The sequence below is a fragment of the Natronococcus sp. genome (assembly GCF_047921035.1).
Classification (GTDB): domain Archaea; phylum Halobacteriota; class Halobacteria; order Halobacteriales; family Natrialbaceae; genus Natronococcus.
The window spans coordinates 1-17,410 of record NZ_JBLRWX010000037.1 but is presented as its reverse complement, the minus strand read 5'-3'; the positions used below and the strand labels follow the sequence as shown (position 1 = coordinate 17,410).

Here is a 17,410-nt window from a genome sequence, read left to right as displayed (position 1 = left end):
TTCGCGGATGATACTTCTGCCTCGAGAAGAAGTAATTGGATCTGCGTTAGTCGAGAACGACAAGACGGGGATCGAAACTTGCCAGACGATCGCCTACCAATGGTAGACGTTGGTGGAAAGGCAGTTTACGATAGAGAGCAATCAAAACACGATCTATCGCGTTACATCCCTCACCTGCACGTACCGCGAGTTTCACAGGCGGCTCTGGATAACGAACCGGTCGAAAATCACTCGAGCCGGTACAGATCGAACGTCTCGCAGGCGTAGAGATACGACACGGGCGGCGCGAGGAGGCCGATCCCGAGGACGGTCCAGGCGACGCCGGTGAGCTGGGTTGCGGTAATCGAAAGATCGGGCGTCGGCGCCCAGACCGACGTCATCGTGAGGAACTCGGCGATCGGTCCCGCCATGTCGGCGTAGAGCACGGCCGCGGCGGCCGTCGGCAGAACGACCGCGACCGAGTAGGCGACGAACGCCGCCTTGCTCGGCATCACCGCCTCGCGGCTGTTCGTAACGTTGACGCTGCCGAAGCGGGGCAGCGCCGTGCCGATCCCGGTCGCCAGCGCGGGCGTCGCGACGGTGCCGACGAACGTCCCCGCGACGAGCAGCGCCGTCCGCTCGAGCGAGAGGGGACTGACGAGGCCGAGCGCGACCGCACCGACCAGCCCGATCGGTGCCGCGACGAGGACGCCCGCGACGACGAGGCCGGTGATCGCCTGACGGCCCGACAGCGACGAGGTCACGACCGCGGGCAGCGCCGATCCCAGGTCGCCCAGCGGGTTCAGCGTGAAGAGGGCGCCGGCGGCCCAGACGAGGTACAGCGAGAGGATCACCGCGACGTAGGACGGGACGGTCCCGGTCTCGAGGATTACCTGGACGAACCCGACCGCGCCGAAGAGGGGGTAGCCGACGTACGCCAGCCGGATCGGGGCCCGCCGGGTCCGCCGGATCGCGGTGATCGTCACGGTTCGGGTCGGGCGGCCGAATCCCCGAGAAAGCACGGCTGCGAACCGGCTCGAGGAGTCGTCGGACGACCGTTCGTCCTCGAACCGTGCGGGGTCGGCGAACCAGTGGATCCGTGCGGAGGCGGCGCCGACCGCGACCGCGACCGATCCCAGCAGGGCCGTCCCGACGACGGCCCCGAGGATCGCTGTCCTCGAGGCGGGGACGCTGGGTACGCCGACCAGCAGGAGGTGGCCGAGCCAGCCCAGCGGGCCGTCCTGCAGGGCGACGAACAGTTCGTTCACGACCAGGTCGAGCCGACCGGTCGCGATCGCGCCGAAGTACAGCGCCCAGAACCCGACGAACAGCACCCACCGGTAGCGCGCGATCGGCTCGTACACCGTCACCAGGTGTCTGAACCAGATCCCGACCACGAAGCCGACCGGGACGGCGGTGAGCAACGCGATTGCGGCGGTCGCGGCGGCGACCCCGACGGGGACGGCCGTGCCGGCGCCGACGGCGAACGCGCTCGCCAGGAGGATCGTCGGGGGAAGCACCCAGGCGGCGAACAGCAGGATCTCGGCGGCGACGATCCCGACCGCGGCGTTCCGGGTCGACGTCGAGACGAGCAGGAACGCGGGCTCGTCGGGGTTCGCCGCGGCGGTAAACGCCCGGATCGCGCTCATCCCGACCAGGAACAGCCAGGCGACCGCGACGCCGCCCGCGGCGGCGTCGGTCGTGAGCGCGACCTGCTCCGGGCTCGGTGTTCCGGCGTAGTGCTCGCCGAGGGTGGGCAGCAGGTAGCCGCCGGCGACCGTCACCGAACCGAGCATCAGGGCGCCGAGCAGGACCAGCAGGAGGAGCTTCGTCCGCTCGGTCGTCACCGCGCGGACCGTCCGCCGGAACTCCGTTCGGGCGACGAGGAGCGCTGCGCGTCTCACCGGCGATCACCGCCGAAAACCGGGAGCCCGCGAGCCGTCGTAGGGACCATAGCCGATACCGGAACCCCCACCCAGTAAACGGTTCGGGTCCGCTCAGCGCTCGAGACCGTCTGTACCGGGTGCTCGAGGCCGGCTTCGATCGGGGACCGCCTCGAGCGGTCGCCCGAACCGGTTGACGAACGTGAACGTACGGTTTTACGTGCGACGGAACGAAACGGAGGGTATGCACGCTGGCGACGGCCCCGCGATCGAGACCGACTCGCTGACGAAACGCTACGGCGAGACGACGGCCGTCGCCGGGCTGACGATGGCCGTCGACCGGGGGACGGTGTACGGCTTTCTGGGCCCCAACGGCGCGGGCAAGACGACGACGATGCGGATGTTGACGACGCTGACGAAGCCGACCTCGGGGACGGCCCGGGTCGCGGGACATTCGATCGCGGACCGGGAGGCCGTCACCCCGCACATCGGCTACCTGCCCGAGGAGCCGCCGATCTACGACGAACTCACCGGCCGCGAACAGCTCGAGTACGCGGCCGGCCTCCGGGACCTGCCGGAAGACGAGTCAGCAGAGCGGATCGCGTCGCTGCTCGAGCGTTTCGACCTGCTCGAGGACGCCGACAGGCGGATCGAGGGCTACTCGAAAGGGATGCGCCAGAAGGTCGGCGTCATCCAGGCGGTGCTCCACGAGCCCGTCGTCGCCTTCCTCGACGAGCCGACGAGCGGGCTCGATCCCCGCGCGGCCCGGACGATGCGGGAGACGATCGCCGACCTCGCCGACCGGGAGATGACGATCGTTCTCTCGACGCACATCCTGCCGGTCGTCGACGAGCTGGCCGACGAGATCGGCGTGATCCACGAGGGCGAACTCGTCGCCCAGGGCGACCCCGAGACGCTCAAGTCCCGCGCCGATACGGGAGAGACTCGCAGCCTCGAGGACGCCTTCCTCGAGATCACCCGGGAGACACCCGAGGAGGTCGGTCGCTCGCCGATTCCGTCGTCCGAGTGATCGAGCGATCGGGCTCGCTCGTTCCCACCGTTCGCCGTCTCTCACGTCTCGTGATCAGTTAATAACACAATATATTCATGCTGTAGAGAAGATAGGACGGTATGGACGCGCTTCGAGAGTACCGCGAGTCGATCGCCGGCGACCCCCTTCGGTTCGCCGTTCTCGTCGGCCTCGCGACGGTCCCGTTCACGGTCGCGCTCTCCTGGCAGCCGCCGTCCGACGAGGTGACCATCGTCGGCGGGACCGTCTCCGGCGTCCCGCTGCTGGCGGCTGGCGTGCTCGTGGGCTACCGCTACGGCGACTGCGCGAGTCGGACTCGCCGCGCCGGAATCTGGGCCGGACTCGCCGCCTCGGTTGCGACGGTGCTGCTGTACGTCGCCACCGCGGCGTCGACGATCGGAGCTGCGTCGACGACGATGACGGTACTGGCGGTCGTCCTGACGCCGATCGCCGTCGCGATCGGGACGGGACTCACCGTCCTGGTGACGGCGGCGACCGCCGTCGTCGTCGGCTGGCTGCGGCGACGGACCGCTCGAGCGTCCCGGAGTCCGGACGCGACCGGAAAGGGGGGGCGGAACGCGCTCGAGGCGCGGTGGTGGCTCCCCGTCGTCGCGTACATCCTGCTGGTGCCGGCGGTCGCGTTCGCGGAGGGGGTAGTCGAAGCCGACGGCGGCGCGGGTTTCGCCGTCGGGTTGCTGGTGGTCGGCACCGTCCTCCTCTCGGTGCCCGCCGCCCTCGGCGTGTTCGTCGACGCGACCGTTCCCCGACGCGAGTCGGCGTGGTTTCCGAACGTGCGGGCGTACGTCGGGCTCCCGGTCTGTGCGTTCGCCGTCGCGTACGCCGGTGCCGCCCTCTACGGCTCCCCGCGACCGTCCGCACCCGCGGCCGTCGGCTTTCTCGTCGCGCTCTGGCTGACGACCGTCGCCTACCTCACGAACAGGTACCGCAACCTCGAGGGAATCGCCAGCGAACGGCCGCAGTAGCCGGGTTCGCCCGTCGCGCGATCCTCGAGTCCGACACCCCTAAGCGCGCGGACTCTGTGATTCGAGTATGGAGTATCACGAGGCGGCGGACTTCTTGTTCGGGCTCCGTCGGTTCCGTCCGAAGCCGGGGACGGAGTCGACAGCCCGACTACTCGCCCACCTCGAGGACCCCCAGGAGGGCGTCGAGTTCGTCCAGATCGCGGGGTCGAACGGGAAGGGGAGCACGGCGCGGATGGTCGAGCGAACGCTGCGGGAAGCGGGGCTGTCGGTCGGTCTCTACACCTCGCCCCACCTCGAGGACCTGCGCGAACGGATCCGTGTCGACGGGCGAAAGATCCCGAAGTCGTCGGTGTCTGCCTTCGTCGCGGAGATCCGCGAGCACGTCACCGAGCGGGCCGCCGACGGCGAGTCGCCGACGTTCTTCGAGGTGTTGACCGCGATGGCGATCCGGGAGTTCGACCGCGCCGACGTCGACGTCGCCGTCCTCGAGGTCGGGATCGGCGGGCGCTACGACGCGACCAGCGTCGTCGATCCGGTCGCGAGTGCGGTGACGAGCGTCACCTTAGAGCACACGGGGATCCTCGGCGACACCGAGGCCGAGATCGCCCGCGACAAGGCCCACGTCGCGCCCGCAGACGCGCCGCTGGTCACCGGCGCCTCCGGCGAGGCCCTCGAGGGGGTCCGCGAGGTCGCCGGCGAGGTCGTTACCGTGGGGTTCGACGGCGAGAGCGACCACCGACCGGACGTCCGCGTCGCCTACGAGGGACGGGTGAACCACACCGAGGCGGCCGTCTCGATCGACGACGGCAGCCCCCTCGAGGCCCGAATCCCGCTGCTCGGTCGCCACCAGGCGGCGAACGCGGGGATCGCGGCGACGCTGGCCCGGCAGGTCGCGAGCGTTTCGAACGCCGACCTCCGGCGAGGGCTGCGAAACGCCCACTGGCCGGGCCGGTTCGAGGTGCTCGAGACCGAGCCGCTGGTCGTCCTCGACGGCGCGCACAACCCGGGCGCCTGCGAGGGCCTGGCCGAGACGCTGGCGACCTACGAGTACGACGATCTCACCCTCGTCGCCGGCGTGATGCACGACAAGGACGTCGCGGGGATCGCCGACGCGTTGCCGACCCCCGACGCCGTCATCGCGACCGAGCCGGGCCTCGAGCGCGCCGAGGATCCCGACGCCCTCGCGACGGTGTTCGAGCGGACCGGGGTCTCCGACGTTCGGACGATCCCGGACGTCCGGGACGCTCTCGAGGCCGCGATCGCCGAGAGCGACGACGGGGACTGCGTGCTCGTGACGGGGTCGCTGTTCGCGGTCGCCGAGGCCCGCTCCCGGTGGACCTCGCTGCAGGTCCCCAAGCGGGTTCGCGACCTCGAGGACGCCCGCGAGGCGCTCTCGAGCGCAGACGCGACCGAGGGTGACGTCGACGATGCGGCCGGGTCGGCCGTCCACCGGGTCGTCAAGACCTCGCTCCGGTACCGACAGGCGACGGCCCTGCGGGAGGAGCTGCTCCGGATCGGCGGCGAGTGTACCCTCTCGGGACTCCGGCGGAACGACGAGCGGATCGACGCCGTCCTCTCGGGGACCCTCGAGCAGTTCGAGCGGCTCGTCGACCGGCTCGCGGAGCGCTCGGACGGGCTGGCCGCGGTCGGACGGGAGCTCGAGTCGACGCTCGAGCTGAGCGTCGAGGCGCCGTCGGGAGGCGGCGACGACCCGTCGCGACCCTGGGCGGACGGCACCGCCGTCATGGGGATCCTCAACGTCACCCCCGACAGCTTCCACGACGGCGGCGAGTACGACGCCCTCGAGGACGCCGTCGCCCGCGCGGAGGCGATGGTGGAGGCCGGGGCCGACGTGATCGACGTCGGCGGGGAGTCGACGCGACCGGGCGCAGACCCGGTCCCGGTCGAGACCGAGATCGAACGGGTCGTCCCCGTCCTCGAGGCGATCCGCGACCTCGACGCCCTGCTGTCGATCGACACGCGGAAGGCGGCCGTCGCCGACGCGGCCCTCGAGGCCGGCGCCGACATCGTCAACGACGTCTCCGGGCTCGAGGATCCGGAGATGCGCTTCGTCGTCGCCGACCACGACGCGAGCCTGGTCGTGATGCACAGCGTCGACGCCCCCGTCGTTCCGGATCGGGAAGTCGCATACGACGACGTCGTCGAGGACGTGATCGACCAGCTCCGCGAACGGATCCTGCTGGCCGAGAAGGCCGGCCTCGAGCGCGAGGACGTCATCGTCGACCCCGGGATCGGGTTCGCCAAGTCGGCCCCCGAGAGCTTCGAGCTGCTCGACCGGCTCGGGGAGTTCCGGGCGCTGGGCTGCCCGATCCTGTTCGGCCACTCTCACAAGTCGATGTTCGCACACGTCGGCCGCGAGGCCGGCGAGCGCCTCGAGCCGACCGTCGCGGCCAGCGCGCTCGCGGCCGACCGCGGTGCCGACCTCGTCAGGGTCCACGACGTCCCCGAGAACGTCGCCGCGGTGCGTACGGCGCTCGCGGCGCGGGATCCCGACCGCTTCGAGCCGTAGTCGGCAGCGCAGTTGCCGGTCCAAGCTTCAACTGTCCGGACGCGGTACTGGTCGTGAGCGCAGCGTGCTCGAGGCTAATCTATGACAGACGAATACGATCACGATCTGGAGGCCGAGGAGCTCGAGGAACTGGCCGACGACCCGATGGACGCGGCGCGCGAGATCGCGGGCGAGAGCGCTCGCGACGGCCGTCTCGCCGTCGTCAGCGGCGGGCTCATGCTGCTGTCGACGCTGCGATCGGTCGCCCGCGGCCAGCTTCGCGCGATCCCGAAGGCGGCCGTCGGCGCCGGCCTCGTCGGGATCGGGCTCCGACAGCGTCGAACGTCGGAACCGACGACGTTCGAACCCGACCTCGACGAGGTCGAGGGCGAGACCGAGGGCAAGGAGACGAGCGACGAGGCCGCCGCGGCGGCCGAACGGCCCGACGCCGGCCAGGAGTCACAGATCGACGCCGAGGGCAACGTCGACGAGGAACCACAGCTGGGCGAGGCCGACGACGACGATAGCGGCGAGATCGAGTTCACCGACGATCCCGAGGAGGGCGAGCCGCGGTCGAAACCCAGCGCCGACACGGACGACGAGGATCCCCGCCGGACCACCGACGACGAGAAAACGGAGGTCGACGTCTCCGAGACCGCGATGGCCGAGGAGACCGCCGAGGCGACGGGGCCGGATCCCGAGCAGGCCCAGCCGACCCAGACCGACTCGACGGAACCCGAGGAGACGCCCGAGGAGGACGCCTCGGACATGAAGGTCGACCCCGACGAGGACGAGTCGGACGAAAACAACTGACGTCACGCGTTCGGCGGTAACTCTCCCGTTCTCCCTCGCCCCTTTCGATGGACTCGACAGGCACCCTCCGATACTACGCCCGGGAACTCGGGCGACGCCTCGCTCACTACGCCGAGAAGCGTCGCCACGGCTACCGGCGAGCGGGATCGCTCGAGGACGCCGCCGATCGGATCCTCGCGACGCGGGCCGAGCGCGGCCTCGAGTCCGGCGGGCACTTCCACGGCGTCTGGCCCCGGGACCTCTGTTTCGCAGCGCCGGGGCTCGCGGCGGCGGGATATGGCGATGTCGTCGCCGAGACCGGCGCCCGGCTCCTCGAGCGGCTCGCGGAATCGGACGTCTTCTACACCGACTTCCACTCCGGCTACAGCGCCGCGACGCCGGCCGAGGGCGTCGACACCGTCCCCGCGGTCGTGCTCGCGCTGGACGCGGTCGGACGGCTCCGCGAGCACGCCGACGCCGTCGCTCCCCTCGTCGCGCGCCACCGCGAGCGGTTCGTCGAGAACGGGATCGTCACCGGCTCGGGAAGCTCCTGGTGGGATTCGGCCGCGGCCCCGAGGGAGACGTACAACACCGCGATCTGGCTGGCGGCGATCGAGGCCCTCGAGGGTCGCGGGCTCGAGACCGCCGGTGTAGCCCCGGCGAGGATCCGGGACGGGCTGGATCGCCTGTGGAACGGCCGGTACTTCGACGAGCGCCGCGGTTCGGCGGTCCTCGCCTGCGACGCGAACGTCGTCCCGCTGTACTTCGGCCTCGTCGGCGACGACCGCGCGCGATCGATCGCCGACGCGCTCGCGGGTCTCGAGACGCCGACCGGTCTGTGCATGCGCGAGCGACCGTTCGGGGTCGGCGAGGTCCACCCGTTCTTCGCGCTCCACCGGGACTACCACTACCACGTCTGGCCCTGGAACAGCCTCATGTACGCCAACGGCCTCGAGCGGTACGGGCTCGAGGAGCGGGCCCGCCGAGAGGTCGAGCGGATCGAGCGCGTCATGGCGCCGTACGGCACCTTCCTCGAGGTGCTCACGCTCGAGGGCGAGCCGTACGTCAAGCGAGGGTACGCGAGCGCCGAGGAGTTCACCGTCGCTGCGGCGCTGTGGCGGGAGTTCGTCGATCGACCGGGCTGAACCGGCGGCGGTCGGCGCCGGCCAGTCGCTCGCCGTTCGTCCGGGAAGGCGGACAGTTTCGCTCGCGGAGCGGTTTTGCTCGCGGCAAATCGGGCTCCGTGTCACAGATTGTCGCAATATACACCGTCGTTCGCGACGATATCGTCACAGATAGCGGAGATATTACCCGCTGCCTCCGACGCTATCGACAAGCGTTAAGTGCGGCGGTCCGAAGAACCCAAACGAATGTCGACCGAACGATGGAGCCGGGGCGTTGCGGCCGTTCGATCCCGCTGGACGGACCTCGAGCGCGACTGGCAGAGCGTCGCCGTCGGAGCCGTGACGGTGGCGGCGATCGCCGCCTTCGAGCTGCAGATCCCCTGGTAGCGAGATGTCGGCCACGCGGTACCTTCCGGGGCTGGCAGCGCTCTTTTTTGGGGCCGTTCTCGCCCGGGGCGTCGAACTCACGCTCGGATTCAACCACCTGCTCGTCGCCATCGCGCTCGGGTTCGTGCTGGCGAACGCCGTCGGCGTCCCCGATCGGCTCGCGCCGGGAATAAACACCCACAAGATCTGGCTGGGCGCCGGCATCGTCCTCATGGGCGCGTCGCTGACCCTCGAGACGGTGCTCGAGGTCGGCGGGCTCGTGTTGCTGGTCGTCGTCGGCGTGACGACGCTGACGATCCTCGTCGTCGAGTTGCTCGCGCGCAACGTCTTCGGGCTCGCCGACCAGCTCGGCTCGCTGCTGGCGGCCGGCTCGGGGATCTGTGGCGTCTCGGCGGTCGTCGCAGTTGCCGGCGCGATCCGGGCCCGGGAGGAACAGATCGCCTACGCCGCGGCGACGGTGTTGTTGTTCGACGCGATCACGATCGTCGTCTACCCGATCGTCGGCGACCTGCTCGGGCTCTCCGACGTCGTCTTCGGCGTCTGGGCCGGCGTCAGCATGTTCTCGACGGGGCCGGTCGTCGCGGTCGGGTTCGCCTACTCCGAGGTCGCCGGCCAGTGGGCGACGATGACAAAACTCGCCCGGAACGCCCTGATCGGCGCCGTCGTCATCGCCTACGCGAGCTACTACGCCCGATCGGGATCGGCGGGTCGCCCCTCCCTGCGAACCCTCTGGGACGAGTTCCCGAAGTTCGTGCTCGGCTTTCTCGCCCTCGTCGCGCTGGCGAGCGCCGGGGTCTTCTCGCCGGGCCAACAGGCCTCGATCGAGAACGCCTACAACTGGCTGTTCGTGCTCGCGTTCGTCGGGCTCGGCACGGAGATTCAACTCGCTGAACTCCGGAGTACGGGAGTGACGCCTGCACTCGTCGTGTTGTTGGCGTTGCTCGTCGTCAGCACCGTTTCGCTTGGAGTACTACTGGTGGCTCTTTAGCCGAGACCCGGAACGCCGGGACGGTCGTGTGGTCACTTTTCGTTTGAGATATCGGCAAAAAGTTCAGTTGCCGTCGATTCGGATTTCCTCCGCTTCGGCGATCAAAACGGACGCTCACGGTATCGGCCCACCGTCGGCGAATCGCGCGGGCGAATCGAGTCACTGGAGGTCGATCCGGTATCGGCCTGACCGCCCTCCTTACCGGCACTTCTACGGCGGTTCGGCCGATAGCGAACGACGGAGAGTGAGCAACGATCGCATTCGCTGGAAAGTATTGCCTATTTCAAGTTGTACACTGGAGAATTGCAGGGGAAGGAGGCCATACAAGTTTCTAGTGTATAGGCGGTGGTAGAGATGACACGGAACTACTCGCGTCGTTCTTTGCTCGGAGCACTCGGAGCCGGATCCGCAGCCGCACTCGCCGGCTGCACGTCCGACTCCGACTCTGCGGTTCGGATCTCCGGCGGCGTCGGTCCGTTGCCGATGGTCGAAGTCTGGGCGGACATCTACGAGGACGAATCGGACACGTCGTTCGACATCTCGGGTGGCGGTACGGGAGCCGGCGTTTCGGACGTGCTTAACGATCAGGTCGACATCGCGATGATGGGACGCGAACCCGAGGAAGCGGAGATCGATCAGGGACTGTTCGCCGTCCCGATGCTCATCGACACCGTCGTCGGCACGGTGAATCCCGACAATCCCGTGATCGACGAACTCGACGAGAACGGGTTGACGCGGGAGGACCTCGAGGCGATCTTCACCCGGGAGGTCGAAACCTGGGGCGAGGTCGTCGGCAACGACGTCGACGAGGAGATCGTCGTCTACGGCCGATCCGACGCCTCAGCGGCTTACAAGAAGTGGGGCGACTTCCTCGGCGGCGAGGACGACGCATACACCGAGAGCGAACTCGAGAGCCTCTCGGACGAGAACCACAGCGGCGATCAGGCCGTCGCGGAGGCCATCGGCCGAACCGAGAACGCGATCTCGATGAACAACATCAACTACGTCTACGACCTCTCGAGCGGGGAACTCGAGGGCGACGTTCGGCCGGTTCGACTCGACAGCGACGGCGACGGACTCTCCGAGGAGGAGGACTTCTACGACACCCGCGATGAGTTTCTCGAGGCCGTCGAGGAGGGCGAGTATCCCGCGCCGCCGGCCCGCGAGATGTTCCTGGCGTCGAACGGCGATTTCGACGAGCGGTCCGAGGAGTTCGTGGAGTGGGTCCTCTCGGACGGTCAGGAGTACGTCCGGGACAACGGCTACGTCCCGCTCGAGGAGGATCGACTCGAAGAGGCACAGGAAGAACTCGAGGCGGGGCCCTAACCTGACCGATGGGCGAGACGACAGAGCCGACGGGATCGGAGCGACGAAGCGAGCGCCTCGGGAAACGCCTCCGCCGGGAACGACTCAGCAGCTACTGGTTCACCGGTGCCGGTTACTTCGCGATCGCGATCTTCGCGCTGATCGTCCTGACGCTGGTCTACGAGACGCTACCGCTGCTCTCGGACTACTCGCTGGTCCAGATGCTGACCTCCTCGAACTGGGACCCCGCACAGAACGAGTTCGGCTTCCTGCCGGCGATCGTCGGCACGATCTACGTAACGGCGCTGACGATGCTCATGGGGACGCCGATCGCGATCCTCGCGGCGATCTACATCGCCGAGTACGCCGAGGGCCGGAGCAAGGTGTTCGTCTCGTCGTTTATCGACGTTCTCGCGGCGATCCCGAGCGTCATCTTCGGACTGGTCGCGCTGATCGTCGTCGTTCCGTTCGTCGGGGATTACCTCGCGCCGGCAGTCGGCTCGGGTGCAACCGGGCTCGGGATCTTCACTGTCAGTCTCGTTATGGCGATCGTCGTCACACCGTTTATGATCTCACTGGCCGTCGAGTCGCTCGAGGCCCTGCCGGACGAGCTGCGCGAGTCCTCGCTGGGCGTCGGCGCGACGAAGTGGGAGACGATCCGCTCGGTTCTGCTGCGAGCCGCGGGACCGGGGATCTTCTCGGCGGTCCTGCTCGGATTCGGCCGGGTGTTCGGGGCGACCATCGTTCCCGCCATGCTGATCGGCGGTCAGACGCAGATTCCGGACTCGCCGTTCGCGACCGGCCAGACGCTCCCGACGCTGATCGTCAACGACTTCGGAGAGCTGATGTCGCTCCCGATCACCCAGTCGGCGCTCATCTTCGTCGGGCTGATGCTCGTCGTCGTCGTCTGGCTGTTTAACTTCAGCGCAATGGTCGTCCGGAGCCGACTCCAGCGGAGGTGGCAGTACTGATGGATCGCTACGCGAAACAGCGGCTGTTCGGCCACCTCGCCCGCGGTGCGACCGCGCTCGTCGTCGCCGTCATGGTACTGGTCGTCGCCGTCACCATCTTCCGGGGCGGTCGCGCGTTCCTGACCGATCCGGCGATCGCGATTACGCCACCCGGGTCGCGCTACATGCTCGAGGCCGACGGCGGCTTTCTGCACGCCGCGCTCGGCAGTATCCTGATCGTCGTCCCGGCGACGGTCGTCTCCGGCCTGCTCTCGCTCTCGACGGCGGTTTACCTCCAGAGCGACTACTCGAGCGAACGGTTCTCCGATCTCGTGAACATGTTCCTCAACGTCCTCTGGGGGACGCCGCCGATCGTCTACGGGGTATTCGTCCTGACCGTGATCATCGCCGTCGGCTCGAGGACGAGCCTGTTCTTCGGGATCGTCGCCATCGCGATCTTCCAGTACCCGATCATGACCCGATACGCCGACGAGGCGCTGCGTTCCGCACCCGATACGGTCAAAGAGGCCAGCTACGGACTGGGTGCCACGCGATTCGAAACCGCGCTGATAACCGTTCGAGCGGCGCTGCCCGGTGTCGTCGCCGGCCTCATCATGGGCTTCGCTCGCGGGATCGGCGACGCGGCGACGGTCCTGTTTACGGCGGGTCGAAGCACGCAGATGCCGGCCGGTCTCTTCGAGCCGGCGACGACGCTGCCGGTGCTGATCTTCGATCAGGCGATGTCTTTTAACGCCGAGGTCCGTTCACATGCGTATGCGGCGTCGTTCGTCCTCATCGTCGCCGTGCTCGGACTGATACTGATCTCGAAGCTGCTCGCGGGACGCTACGCGCGGTACGCCCCAGGAGGACGCCACTCATGACACCGAACGCTGCACTCACCACCGAGAACCTCGCCGTAACGTACACCGGAAACCGAGAAGTAGAGGCCCTCAAGGGCGTCTCGGTCGAGTTTACCGAGAACAACCTCACGGCGATCATCGGCCCCTCCGGCTGTGGCAAGTCGACGCTGCTGAAGGCGCTGAACCGCCTCCACGAGATCCAGCCCAACGTCGAGATCACCGGCGACGTCTACCTCGGCGACGAGTCGATCTACGACACTGACGACCCGGCACCGGAGATCCGTCGGCGGGTCGGCTACGTCCCCCAGACGCCGACGGCGCTCCCGCTGTCGATCTACAACAACGTCGCCTACGGGGCGAAGATCCACGGCGACTACTCGAGCGACGAACTCGACGACCTCGTCGAGACCTACCTGCGGAAGGTCAACCTCTGGGACGAGGTGAAGGATCGGCTGGACGACCCCGGCGCCGAGCTCTCGACGGGGCAGATCCAGCGGCTCTGTCTCGCCCGCTCGCTGGCCGTCGAGCCCGAGGTCCTGCTCTGTGACGAGGTTACCTCCGCGTTGGACCCGATCTCGGCCGAGCAGGTCGAGGAGACGCTCGAGGACCTCAAAGAGGAGTACACGATCGTCATGGTTACCCACAGCATGGACCAGGCGAAACGGCTCGCCGACGACGTGATCTTCCTCTATCTGGGCGAACTCGTCGAGGCCAACGACACGCGGTCGTTCTTCGAGAACCCCCAGCACGAGCGGACCCAGGAGTTCGTCAAGGGCCACACCGCGGTCGACTACGACGACGAACCCGACGAGGAGTCGGTGACGGACGAACGCCCCGTCGCCACCAGGTGACATCCTCCCCGGCGTAAACGCCGGGGCTTCCCGTACCGCAGGTGGGATATTTGCCGGTCTACGACACGACTTGTTCTCTCGTCTGAAACGTCCCGCTTTCGCGGTCGAACAAGTGTGTCGATGGCTGTGCCACACAGCCGTTACTCCTATCCTCACCGTGAGGACTCGGAGTTATCTTCTGTCGCATGTTCTCCGCTCCGTTACAATCTGCGTTGGCCACCAACTCACACGACGAACACACGTACAACCCACGTTCCACACGGTTCGACTTCGTGTCGTCTCCACACGCTGAACACGTCTTTGACGTGTCCCACTCGTTCTCTTTTAGCACCTCGACACCACGTATCTCGCCTTTGTACGCGAGATACTGGTAGATGCGGTCGAACGCCCACGTGTGGAGTTTCTTGTTGCCAGTCTTCCCCCAGTCCGACTCTCGCACCTCTTCAGGCCAACTCACTGCGAGCGTTCCAACACCGCGTTCGACACACTCCGTGATGATGGTGTCCGTCAGCGTGTGGTAGAAGTGTGTCTCACGGTCAGCGAGTTTTCTACGCGCCCACATCGACTTCTCCGACGGGCCGTTCTCACCTTCCGTGTCGTACTCAGCGCGGGTGAAGTAGTGTTTGTCTTGTTTGAGCGAGTTACCGGGGTAGAGAACGTACTCGTCGGGGAATGCGACCGTGGCGATGTTCGTGAGGCCGAGGTCGATGCCTGCCACTTCATCACCTGCGGAGTCGTTGGTTTCGAGTTCGACTTTGCAGACGAAGTGTAGTTCCCACTCATCACCAGTCCAGACGGCGCGAACGTTTTGCACCTTGTTGACTTCCGAGAGGTCAACGTCCGGCCGGGTCTGGTATTCGCAGAGGATGAAGTCTGAGCGGTGTTCTTTGAGGTTTTTGCCTTTTGAGAGTCGGACGCGATTGTTTTCGGGGTCGTGTTTGAACCCGTCTTCCTTGAACGTGACCGTACTCTTGGGACGGGTGTCGCCGTGTTTGCGGTAGCCGGGGGGATTCGCCTCGTCGAACTTGTGTCGCAGGTCGAACCACGACTGGAAAGCGTCAGAAAGTTCTTCAATGACTTTCTGACTGGATTGGGCGTTCAGGTCTTTCCAGCACGCTTGGTTCTTCATGTACGATTTCAGCACGCCTTCGTCCGGGATTTCGCTGGTCGCGTACCAGATGCGGTCTGCTGTCCAGCGTGCGACGTTCCAGATTTTCGAGGCGGAATCTCCGAGCGAGTTGAGGCCGTCGCACACCTGTTGGTGGTTCTGGATGGAACCAACGTAGGTGCGTGTGACCTCAATCGCCATACATAGTCTATGTAGACAAACCTACTTAATGGCTCGGGGTAGCGTTGAATATCCGGTCTGCTATCGAGCGGTGGATTTCGGAGTCGAGTGACGCGATTCACGCCCGCCCTAAAGGGCGGGATTCTCTCGCTGTTGAGAGAGAGGGACGGGGGCTTTCGCGGTACTCACTCCAGAAGCAGATCTTGCCCACACGAACATAGGGGATTACCACGCCCTCCCCAACCGATTCGTTCGGTCGCGTCGCTCCCTCATACGGACTATTGTAGTTCTGTACCGGTGATCGCTGTCCCCGCCCGAGCGATCACCGGTAGAACGCTACAACAATCCGTATCACTCATCCCTCGCGCAGCGTCGTCGACCACCCTCGTTCGCACTCGGGCGACCGACAGCGCGCGCCTCCGCCGGAAGGGTGATCGAATCGACGTAATACGTAGCTCACCTGTACTGGCCGTATACACGACTGCTGCATGCCGAAAAGCGGAGGGAAGGTACGTTCGAGAGCTCTCAGTTCGTACTCACGATCTTGATCACGTCACCCTCCTCGAGCTCGTACCCCTCTCCGACCTCACGACTCGATTTCGCGTCGACGGCGTGGAGGTAGCCGTCGCCGATGTCGGAGTGGACGGCGTAGGCGAGATCGACCGGGGTCGAGCCCTGCGGGAGCAGGAAGGCGTCGGGCAGGACGTTGCCGCTGCCGTCGGACCACTTCGCGGCGTCCTCGACGGGGTAGGCGGTGAGGTGCTCGAGCAGGTCGTACACCGCGTAGTCCAGCGCCCCCTGGACGCCGGTGCCGTCGTACTCGGCCATCGTGTCGGCGAGCCCCTCGAGGGCCTCGCGCTGGGCGTCGCTGACGTCGGCGCCGATCTCGAGGGTCTCGTCGCCGGGATCGTAGTCGACGAGGCCGTTCTCGGCAGCCCGGCGCAGAGCGAGTTCGCCCTCCGCGGTGGTCGGAATCACGGGCTTGTCGAGCTCGAGCAGTTTCTCGACGTTCTCCTGGGGCGCGACGTCGATCTTGTTCGCGGCGACGACGATCGGCTTCGTTCGCTGGCGGATCTCGCGGGCCAGCGCCTCGCGGTGGTCGTCGGTCCACTCGCGGGGATCCTCGGGGTAGTCAATCTCCCGGAGCGTGCGGGCGACGTCGGTCGGCGAGGCGCCGAAGCCGGTGAGCATCTCCGCGAGGGCGTCGTCGATATCGAAGCCGGGCGAGCGCGACTGGCGTTCGATCGACTCCCAGTTTCGCTCGACGATGTCGGCCAGCCAGAGGTCCATTTCTTCCTCGACGAAGTCGATGTCCTCGAGCGGATCGTGTTCGCCGATATCGACGGGTTCGCCCTTCTCGTTGGTCCCGCCGGAGGCGTCGATCACGTTGACGATCACGTCGGCGTTGGTGAGTTCGTCCAGAAACTGGTTGCCGAGCCCCTTTCCCTCGTGGGCGCCGGGGACGAGTCCGGCGACGTCGATCAGCTCGATCGGGACGTAGCGCTTGCCGTCCTCGCAGTTGTCGGCGGTACAGCGTTGTTCGCGCTCGAGACAGGGACACTCCGTGCGGACGTAGCTCACCCCCCGGTTGGCGTCGATCGTCGTGAACGGGTAGTTGGCGACGTCGACCTCCGCCATCGTCGCCGCGGTGTAGAACGTGGACTTGCCGGCGTTCGGCTTTCCGGCAAGCGCGATCGAGAGCATGACTCCCCGTAGCACCGTCCGTTCAAACTGTCTTTCGATTCGGGCCCTCGAAATCGGCCGCTCGACCCTCGGCGTCGCGTCTCCGCGCACTTTCATTTGAAGGAAGCAGACTGAACAAAAGGGCTACCTCACGGCCGCATATGCAGTACGACGACTTCATCGGCGAGGTCCAGCAGCGAGCACAGCTCGACTCCCGTGAAGCCGCACTGAGCATCTCCCGGGCGACGCTGACGACGCTCTCCGAGCGCATCGATCCCGGGCAGGCCGAGAACCTGGGCGCACAGCTGCCCGACGAGCTCGCCCGACACCTCAAGGCGGTCGACGACGCCGAACGGTTCGACCACGGGGAGTTCGTCGACCGCGTCGGCGGCCGGGAGGAGATCGACGGCGCGGACGCCGCCGACACCGCCTTCCACGCCCGCGTCGTCGTCGACGTCCTCGACGAGGCCGTCACCGGCGACGCGCTCGAGGACGTCAAGAACCAGCTGCCGACCGACGAGGGGTACGACGACCTCTTCGAGGTCGCGGAAAGCGAAGGCAGCCCCGCCTAGAGCTCGACGGCCATCATCACCTCGTCGACGTACTCGCCGTCGATCTTGTAGTGGCCCTCGCGGACGGCCTCGACCTCCCAGCCGTGGCCCTCGAGGAACTCGACGGCCGCCTCGTTGGTCGACGGGATGCTCTGGTACACCCGCTCGTAGCCCTGCGAGGCCGCCCACTCCAGGCCGCGCTCGAGCAGGTGGCCGCCGAGGCCGTGGCCGCGATACTCCTCGAGGA

The 17,410-nt window shown here is 67.0% G+C and carries 16 protein-coding genes; 12 read left to right on the top strand and 4 right to left on the bottom strand.

The window, feature by feature from the left end:
* Positions 1 to 227: 227 nt before the first annotated feature.
* Positions 228 to 1,883 carry a hypothetical protein gene (locus tag ACNA7R_RS09600; RefSeq protein ID WP_416283344.1) on the bottom strand — a complete coding sequence of 552 codons (1,656 nt, stop codon included), beginning with the start codon at positions 1,881 to 1,883 and terminating at the stop codon, positions 228 to 230.
* Between the two features lie 223 nt (positions 1,884 to 2,106).
* On the opposite strand from ACNA7R_RS09600, the gene ACNA7R_RS09595 reads away from it, so the two are divergent.
* The 11 genes from ACNA7R_RS09595 (at position 2,107) to ACNA7R_RS09545 (ending at position 13,641) form a co-directional block, all read left to right on the top strand.
* Complete coding sequence (locus ACNA7R_RS09595) at positions 2,107 to 2,892, top strand: ABC transporter ATP-binding protein (protein ID WP_416283343.1); 786 nt, start codon at positions 2,107 to 2,109, stop codon at positions 2,890 to 2,892.
* 101 nt (positions 2,893 to 2,993) lie between these two features.
* Positions 2,994 to 3,875: a hypothetical protein gene (locus ACNA7R_RS09590; RefSeq protein WP_416283342.1), complete on the top strand. Its 882-nt coding sequence runs from the start codon at positions 2,994 to 2,996 to the stop codon at positions 3,873 to 3,875.
* A gap of 67 nt (positions 3,876 to 3,942) precedes the next feature.
* Entirely contained in the window at positions 3,943 to 6,405 is a 2,463-nt protein-coding gene (gene folP / locus ACNA7R_RS09585; RefSeq protein WP_416283341.1) for a dihydropteroate synthase, read from the top strand.
* A gap of 81 nt (positions 6,406 to 6,486) precedes the next feature.
* Positions 6,487 to 7,197 carry a hypothetical protein gene (locus tag ACNA7R_RS09580; protein WP_416283340.1) on the top strand — a complete coding sequence of 237 codons (711 nt, stop codon included), beginning with the start codon at positions 6,487 to 6,489 and terminating at the stop codon, positions 7,195 to 7,197.
* A gap of 47 nt (positions 7,198 to 7,244) precedes the next feature.
* Positions 7,245 to 8,321 (top strand): hypothetical protein, encoded by a 1,077-nt coding sequence (locus ACNA7R_RS09575; protein WP_416283339.1) that lies wholly within the window; start codon positions 7,245 to 7,247, stop codon positions 8,319 to 8,321.
* Between the two features lie 225 nt (positions 8,322 to 8,546).
* Complete coding sequence (locus tag ACNA7R_RS09570; protein ID WP_416283338.1) at positions 8,547 to 8,687, top strand: hypothetical protein; 141 nt, start codon at positions 8,547 to 8,549, stop codon at positions 8,685 to 8,687.
* 4 nt (positions 8,688 to 8,691) lie between these two features.
* Complete coding sequence (locus tag ACNA7R_RS09565) at positions 8,692 to 9,675, top strand: YeiH family protein (protein ID WP_416283337.1); 984 nt, start codon at positions 8,692 to 8,694, stop codon at positions 9,673 to 9,675.
* A 354-nt stretch (positions 9,676 to 10,029) separates the two neighbouring features.
* Positions 10,030 to 11,001: a PstS family phosphate ABC transporter substrate-binding protein gene (locus tag ACNA7R_RS09560; protein WP_416283336.1), complete on the top strand. Its 972-nt coding sequence runs from the start codon at positions 10,030 to 10,032 to the stop codon at positions 10,999 to 11,001.
* An 8-nt stretch (positions 11,002 to 11,009) separates the two neighbouring features.
* Positions 11,010 to 11,951, top strand: coding sequence for a phosphate ABC transporter permease subunit PstC (pstC, locus tag ACNA7R_RS09555; protein ID WP_416283335.1), 942 nt, complete (start codon positions 11,010 to 11,012; stop codon positions 11,949 to 11,951).
* A complete protein-coding gene (locus ACNA7R_RS09550; protein WP_416283334.1) occupies positions 11,951 to 12,811 on the top strand; it encodes a PstA family ABC transporter permease in 861 nt (286 codons plus the stop codon). Before pstC ends, ACNA7R_RS09550 begins: the two co-directional genes overlap by 1 nt.
* On the top strand, positions 12,808 to 13,641 hold the full coding sequence (locus ACNA7R_RS09545) for a phosphate ABC transporter ATP-binding protein (protein WP_416283333.1): 834 nt from the start codon (positions 12,808 to 12,810) through the stop codon (positions 13,639 to 13,641). Before ACNA7R_RS09550 ends, ACNA7R_RS09545 begins: the two co-directional genes overlap by 4 nt.
* A 58-nt stretch (positions 13,642 to 13,699) precedes the next feature.
* On the opposite strand, the gene ACNA7R_RS09540 is transcribed toward ACNA7R_RS09545, so the two are convergent.
* A complete protein-coding gene (locus tag ACNA7R_RS09540) occupies positions 13,700 to 14,950 on the bottom strand; it encodes an RNA-guided endonuclease InsQ/TnpB family protein (protein WP_416283332.1) in 1,251 nt (416 codons plus the stop codon).
* Positions 14,951 to 15,454: 504 nt separating this feature from the next.
* A complete protein-coding gene (locus ACNA7R_RS09535; protein WP_416283331.1) occupies positions 15,455 to 16,633 on the bottom strand; it encodes a redox-regulated ATPase YchF in 1,179 nt (392 codons plus the stop codon).
* Between the two features lie 140 nt (positions 16,634 to 16,773).
* Here ACNA7R_RS09535 and ACNA7R_RS09530 point away from each other — a divergent pair, with 140 nt between their 5' ends.
* The gene (locus ACNA7R_RS09530; protein ID WP_416283330.1) at positions 16,774 to 17,184 is read left to right on the top strand and encodes a DUF2267 domain-containing protein; all 411 of its coding nucleotides are present in this window, start codon (positions 16,774 to 16,776) and stop codon (positions 17,182 to 17,184) included.
* Here the strand turns inward: ACNA7R_RS09530 and ACNA7R_RS09525 are convergent.
* On the bottom strand, positions 17,181 to 17,410 hold a 230-nt coding region (locus ACNA7R_RS09525), incomplete at its 5' end, for a GNAT family N-acetyltransferase (protein ID WP_416283329.1). The genes ACNA7R_RS09530 and ACNA7R_RS09525 overlap by 4 nt on opposite strands.

Excerpts from the sequence above, each read along its gene's own strand:
- ACNA7R_RS09595 (WP_416283343.1), top strand. The coding sequence starts at position 2,107 with ATGCACGCTGGCGACGGCCCCGCGATCGAGACCGACTCGCTGACGAAA.
- ACNA7R_RS09590 (WP_416283342.1), top strand. The coding sequence starts at position 2,994 with ATGGACGCGCTTCGAGAGTACCGCGAGTCGATCGCCGGCGACCCCCTT.
- folP (WP_416283341.1), top strand. The coding sequence starts at position 3,943 with ATGGAGTATCACGAGGCGGCGGACTTCTTGTTCGGGCTCCGTCGGTTC.
- ACNA7R_RS09580 (WP_416283340.1), top strand. The coding sequence starts at position 6,487 with ATGACAGACGAATACGATCACGATCTGGAGGCCGAGGAGCTCGAGGAA.
- ACNA7R_RS09575 (WP_416283339.1), top strand. The coding sequence starts at position 7,245 with ATGGACTCGACAGGCACCCTCCGATACTACGCCCGGGAACTCGGGCGA.
- ACNA7R_RS09570 (WP_416283338.1), top strand. The coding sequence starts at position 8,547 with ATGTCGACCGAACGATGGAGCCGGGGCGTTGCGGCCGTTCGATCCCGC.
- ACNA7R_RS09565 (WP_416283337.1), top strand. The coding sequence starts at position 8,692 with ATGTCGGCCACGCGGTACCTTCCGGGGCTGGCAGCGCTCTTTTTTGGG.
- ACNA7R_RS09560 (WP_416283336.1), top strand. The coding sequence starts at position 10,030 with ATGACACGGAACTACTCGCGTCGTTCTTTGCTCGGAGCACTCGGAGCC.
- pstC (WP_416283335.1), top strand. The coding sequence starts at position 11,010 with ATGGGCGAGACGACAGAGCCGACGGGATCGGAGCGACGAAGCGAGCGC.
- ACNA7R_RS09550 (WP_416283334.1), top strand. The coding sequence starts at position 11,951 with ATGGATCGCTACGCGAAACAGCGGCTGTTCGGCCACCTCGCCCGCGGT.
- ACNA7R_RS09545 (WP_416283333.1), top strand. The coding sequence starts at position 12,808 with ATGACACCGAACGCTGCACTCACCACCGAGAACCTCGCCGTAACGTAC.
- ACNA7R_RS09540 (WP_416283332.1), bottom strand. The coding sequence starts at position 14,950 with ATGGCGATTGAGGTCACACGCACCTACGTTGGTTCCATCCAGAACCAC.
- ACNA7R_RS09535 (WP_416283331.1), bottom strand. The coding sequence starts at position 16,633 with ATGCTCTCGATCGCGCTTGCCGGAAAGCCGAACGCCGGCAAGTCCACG.
- ACNA7R_RS09530 (WP_416283330.1), top strand. The coding sequence starts at position 16,774 with ATGCAGTACGACGACTTCATCGGCGAGGTCCAGCAGCGAGCACAGCTC.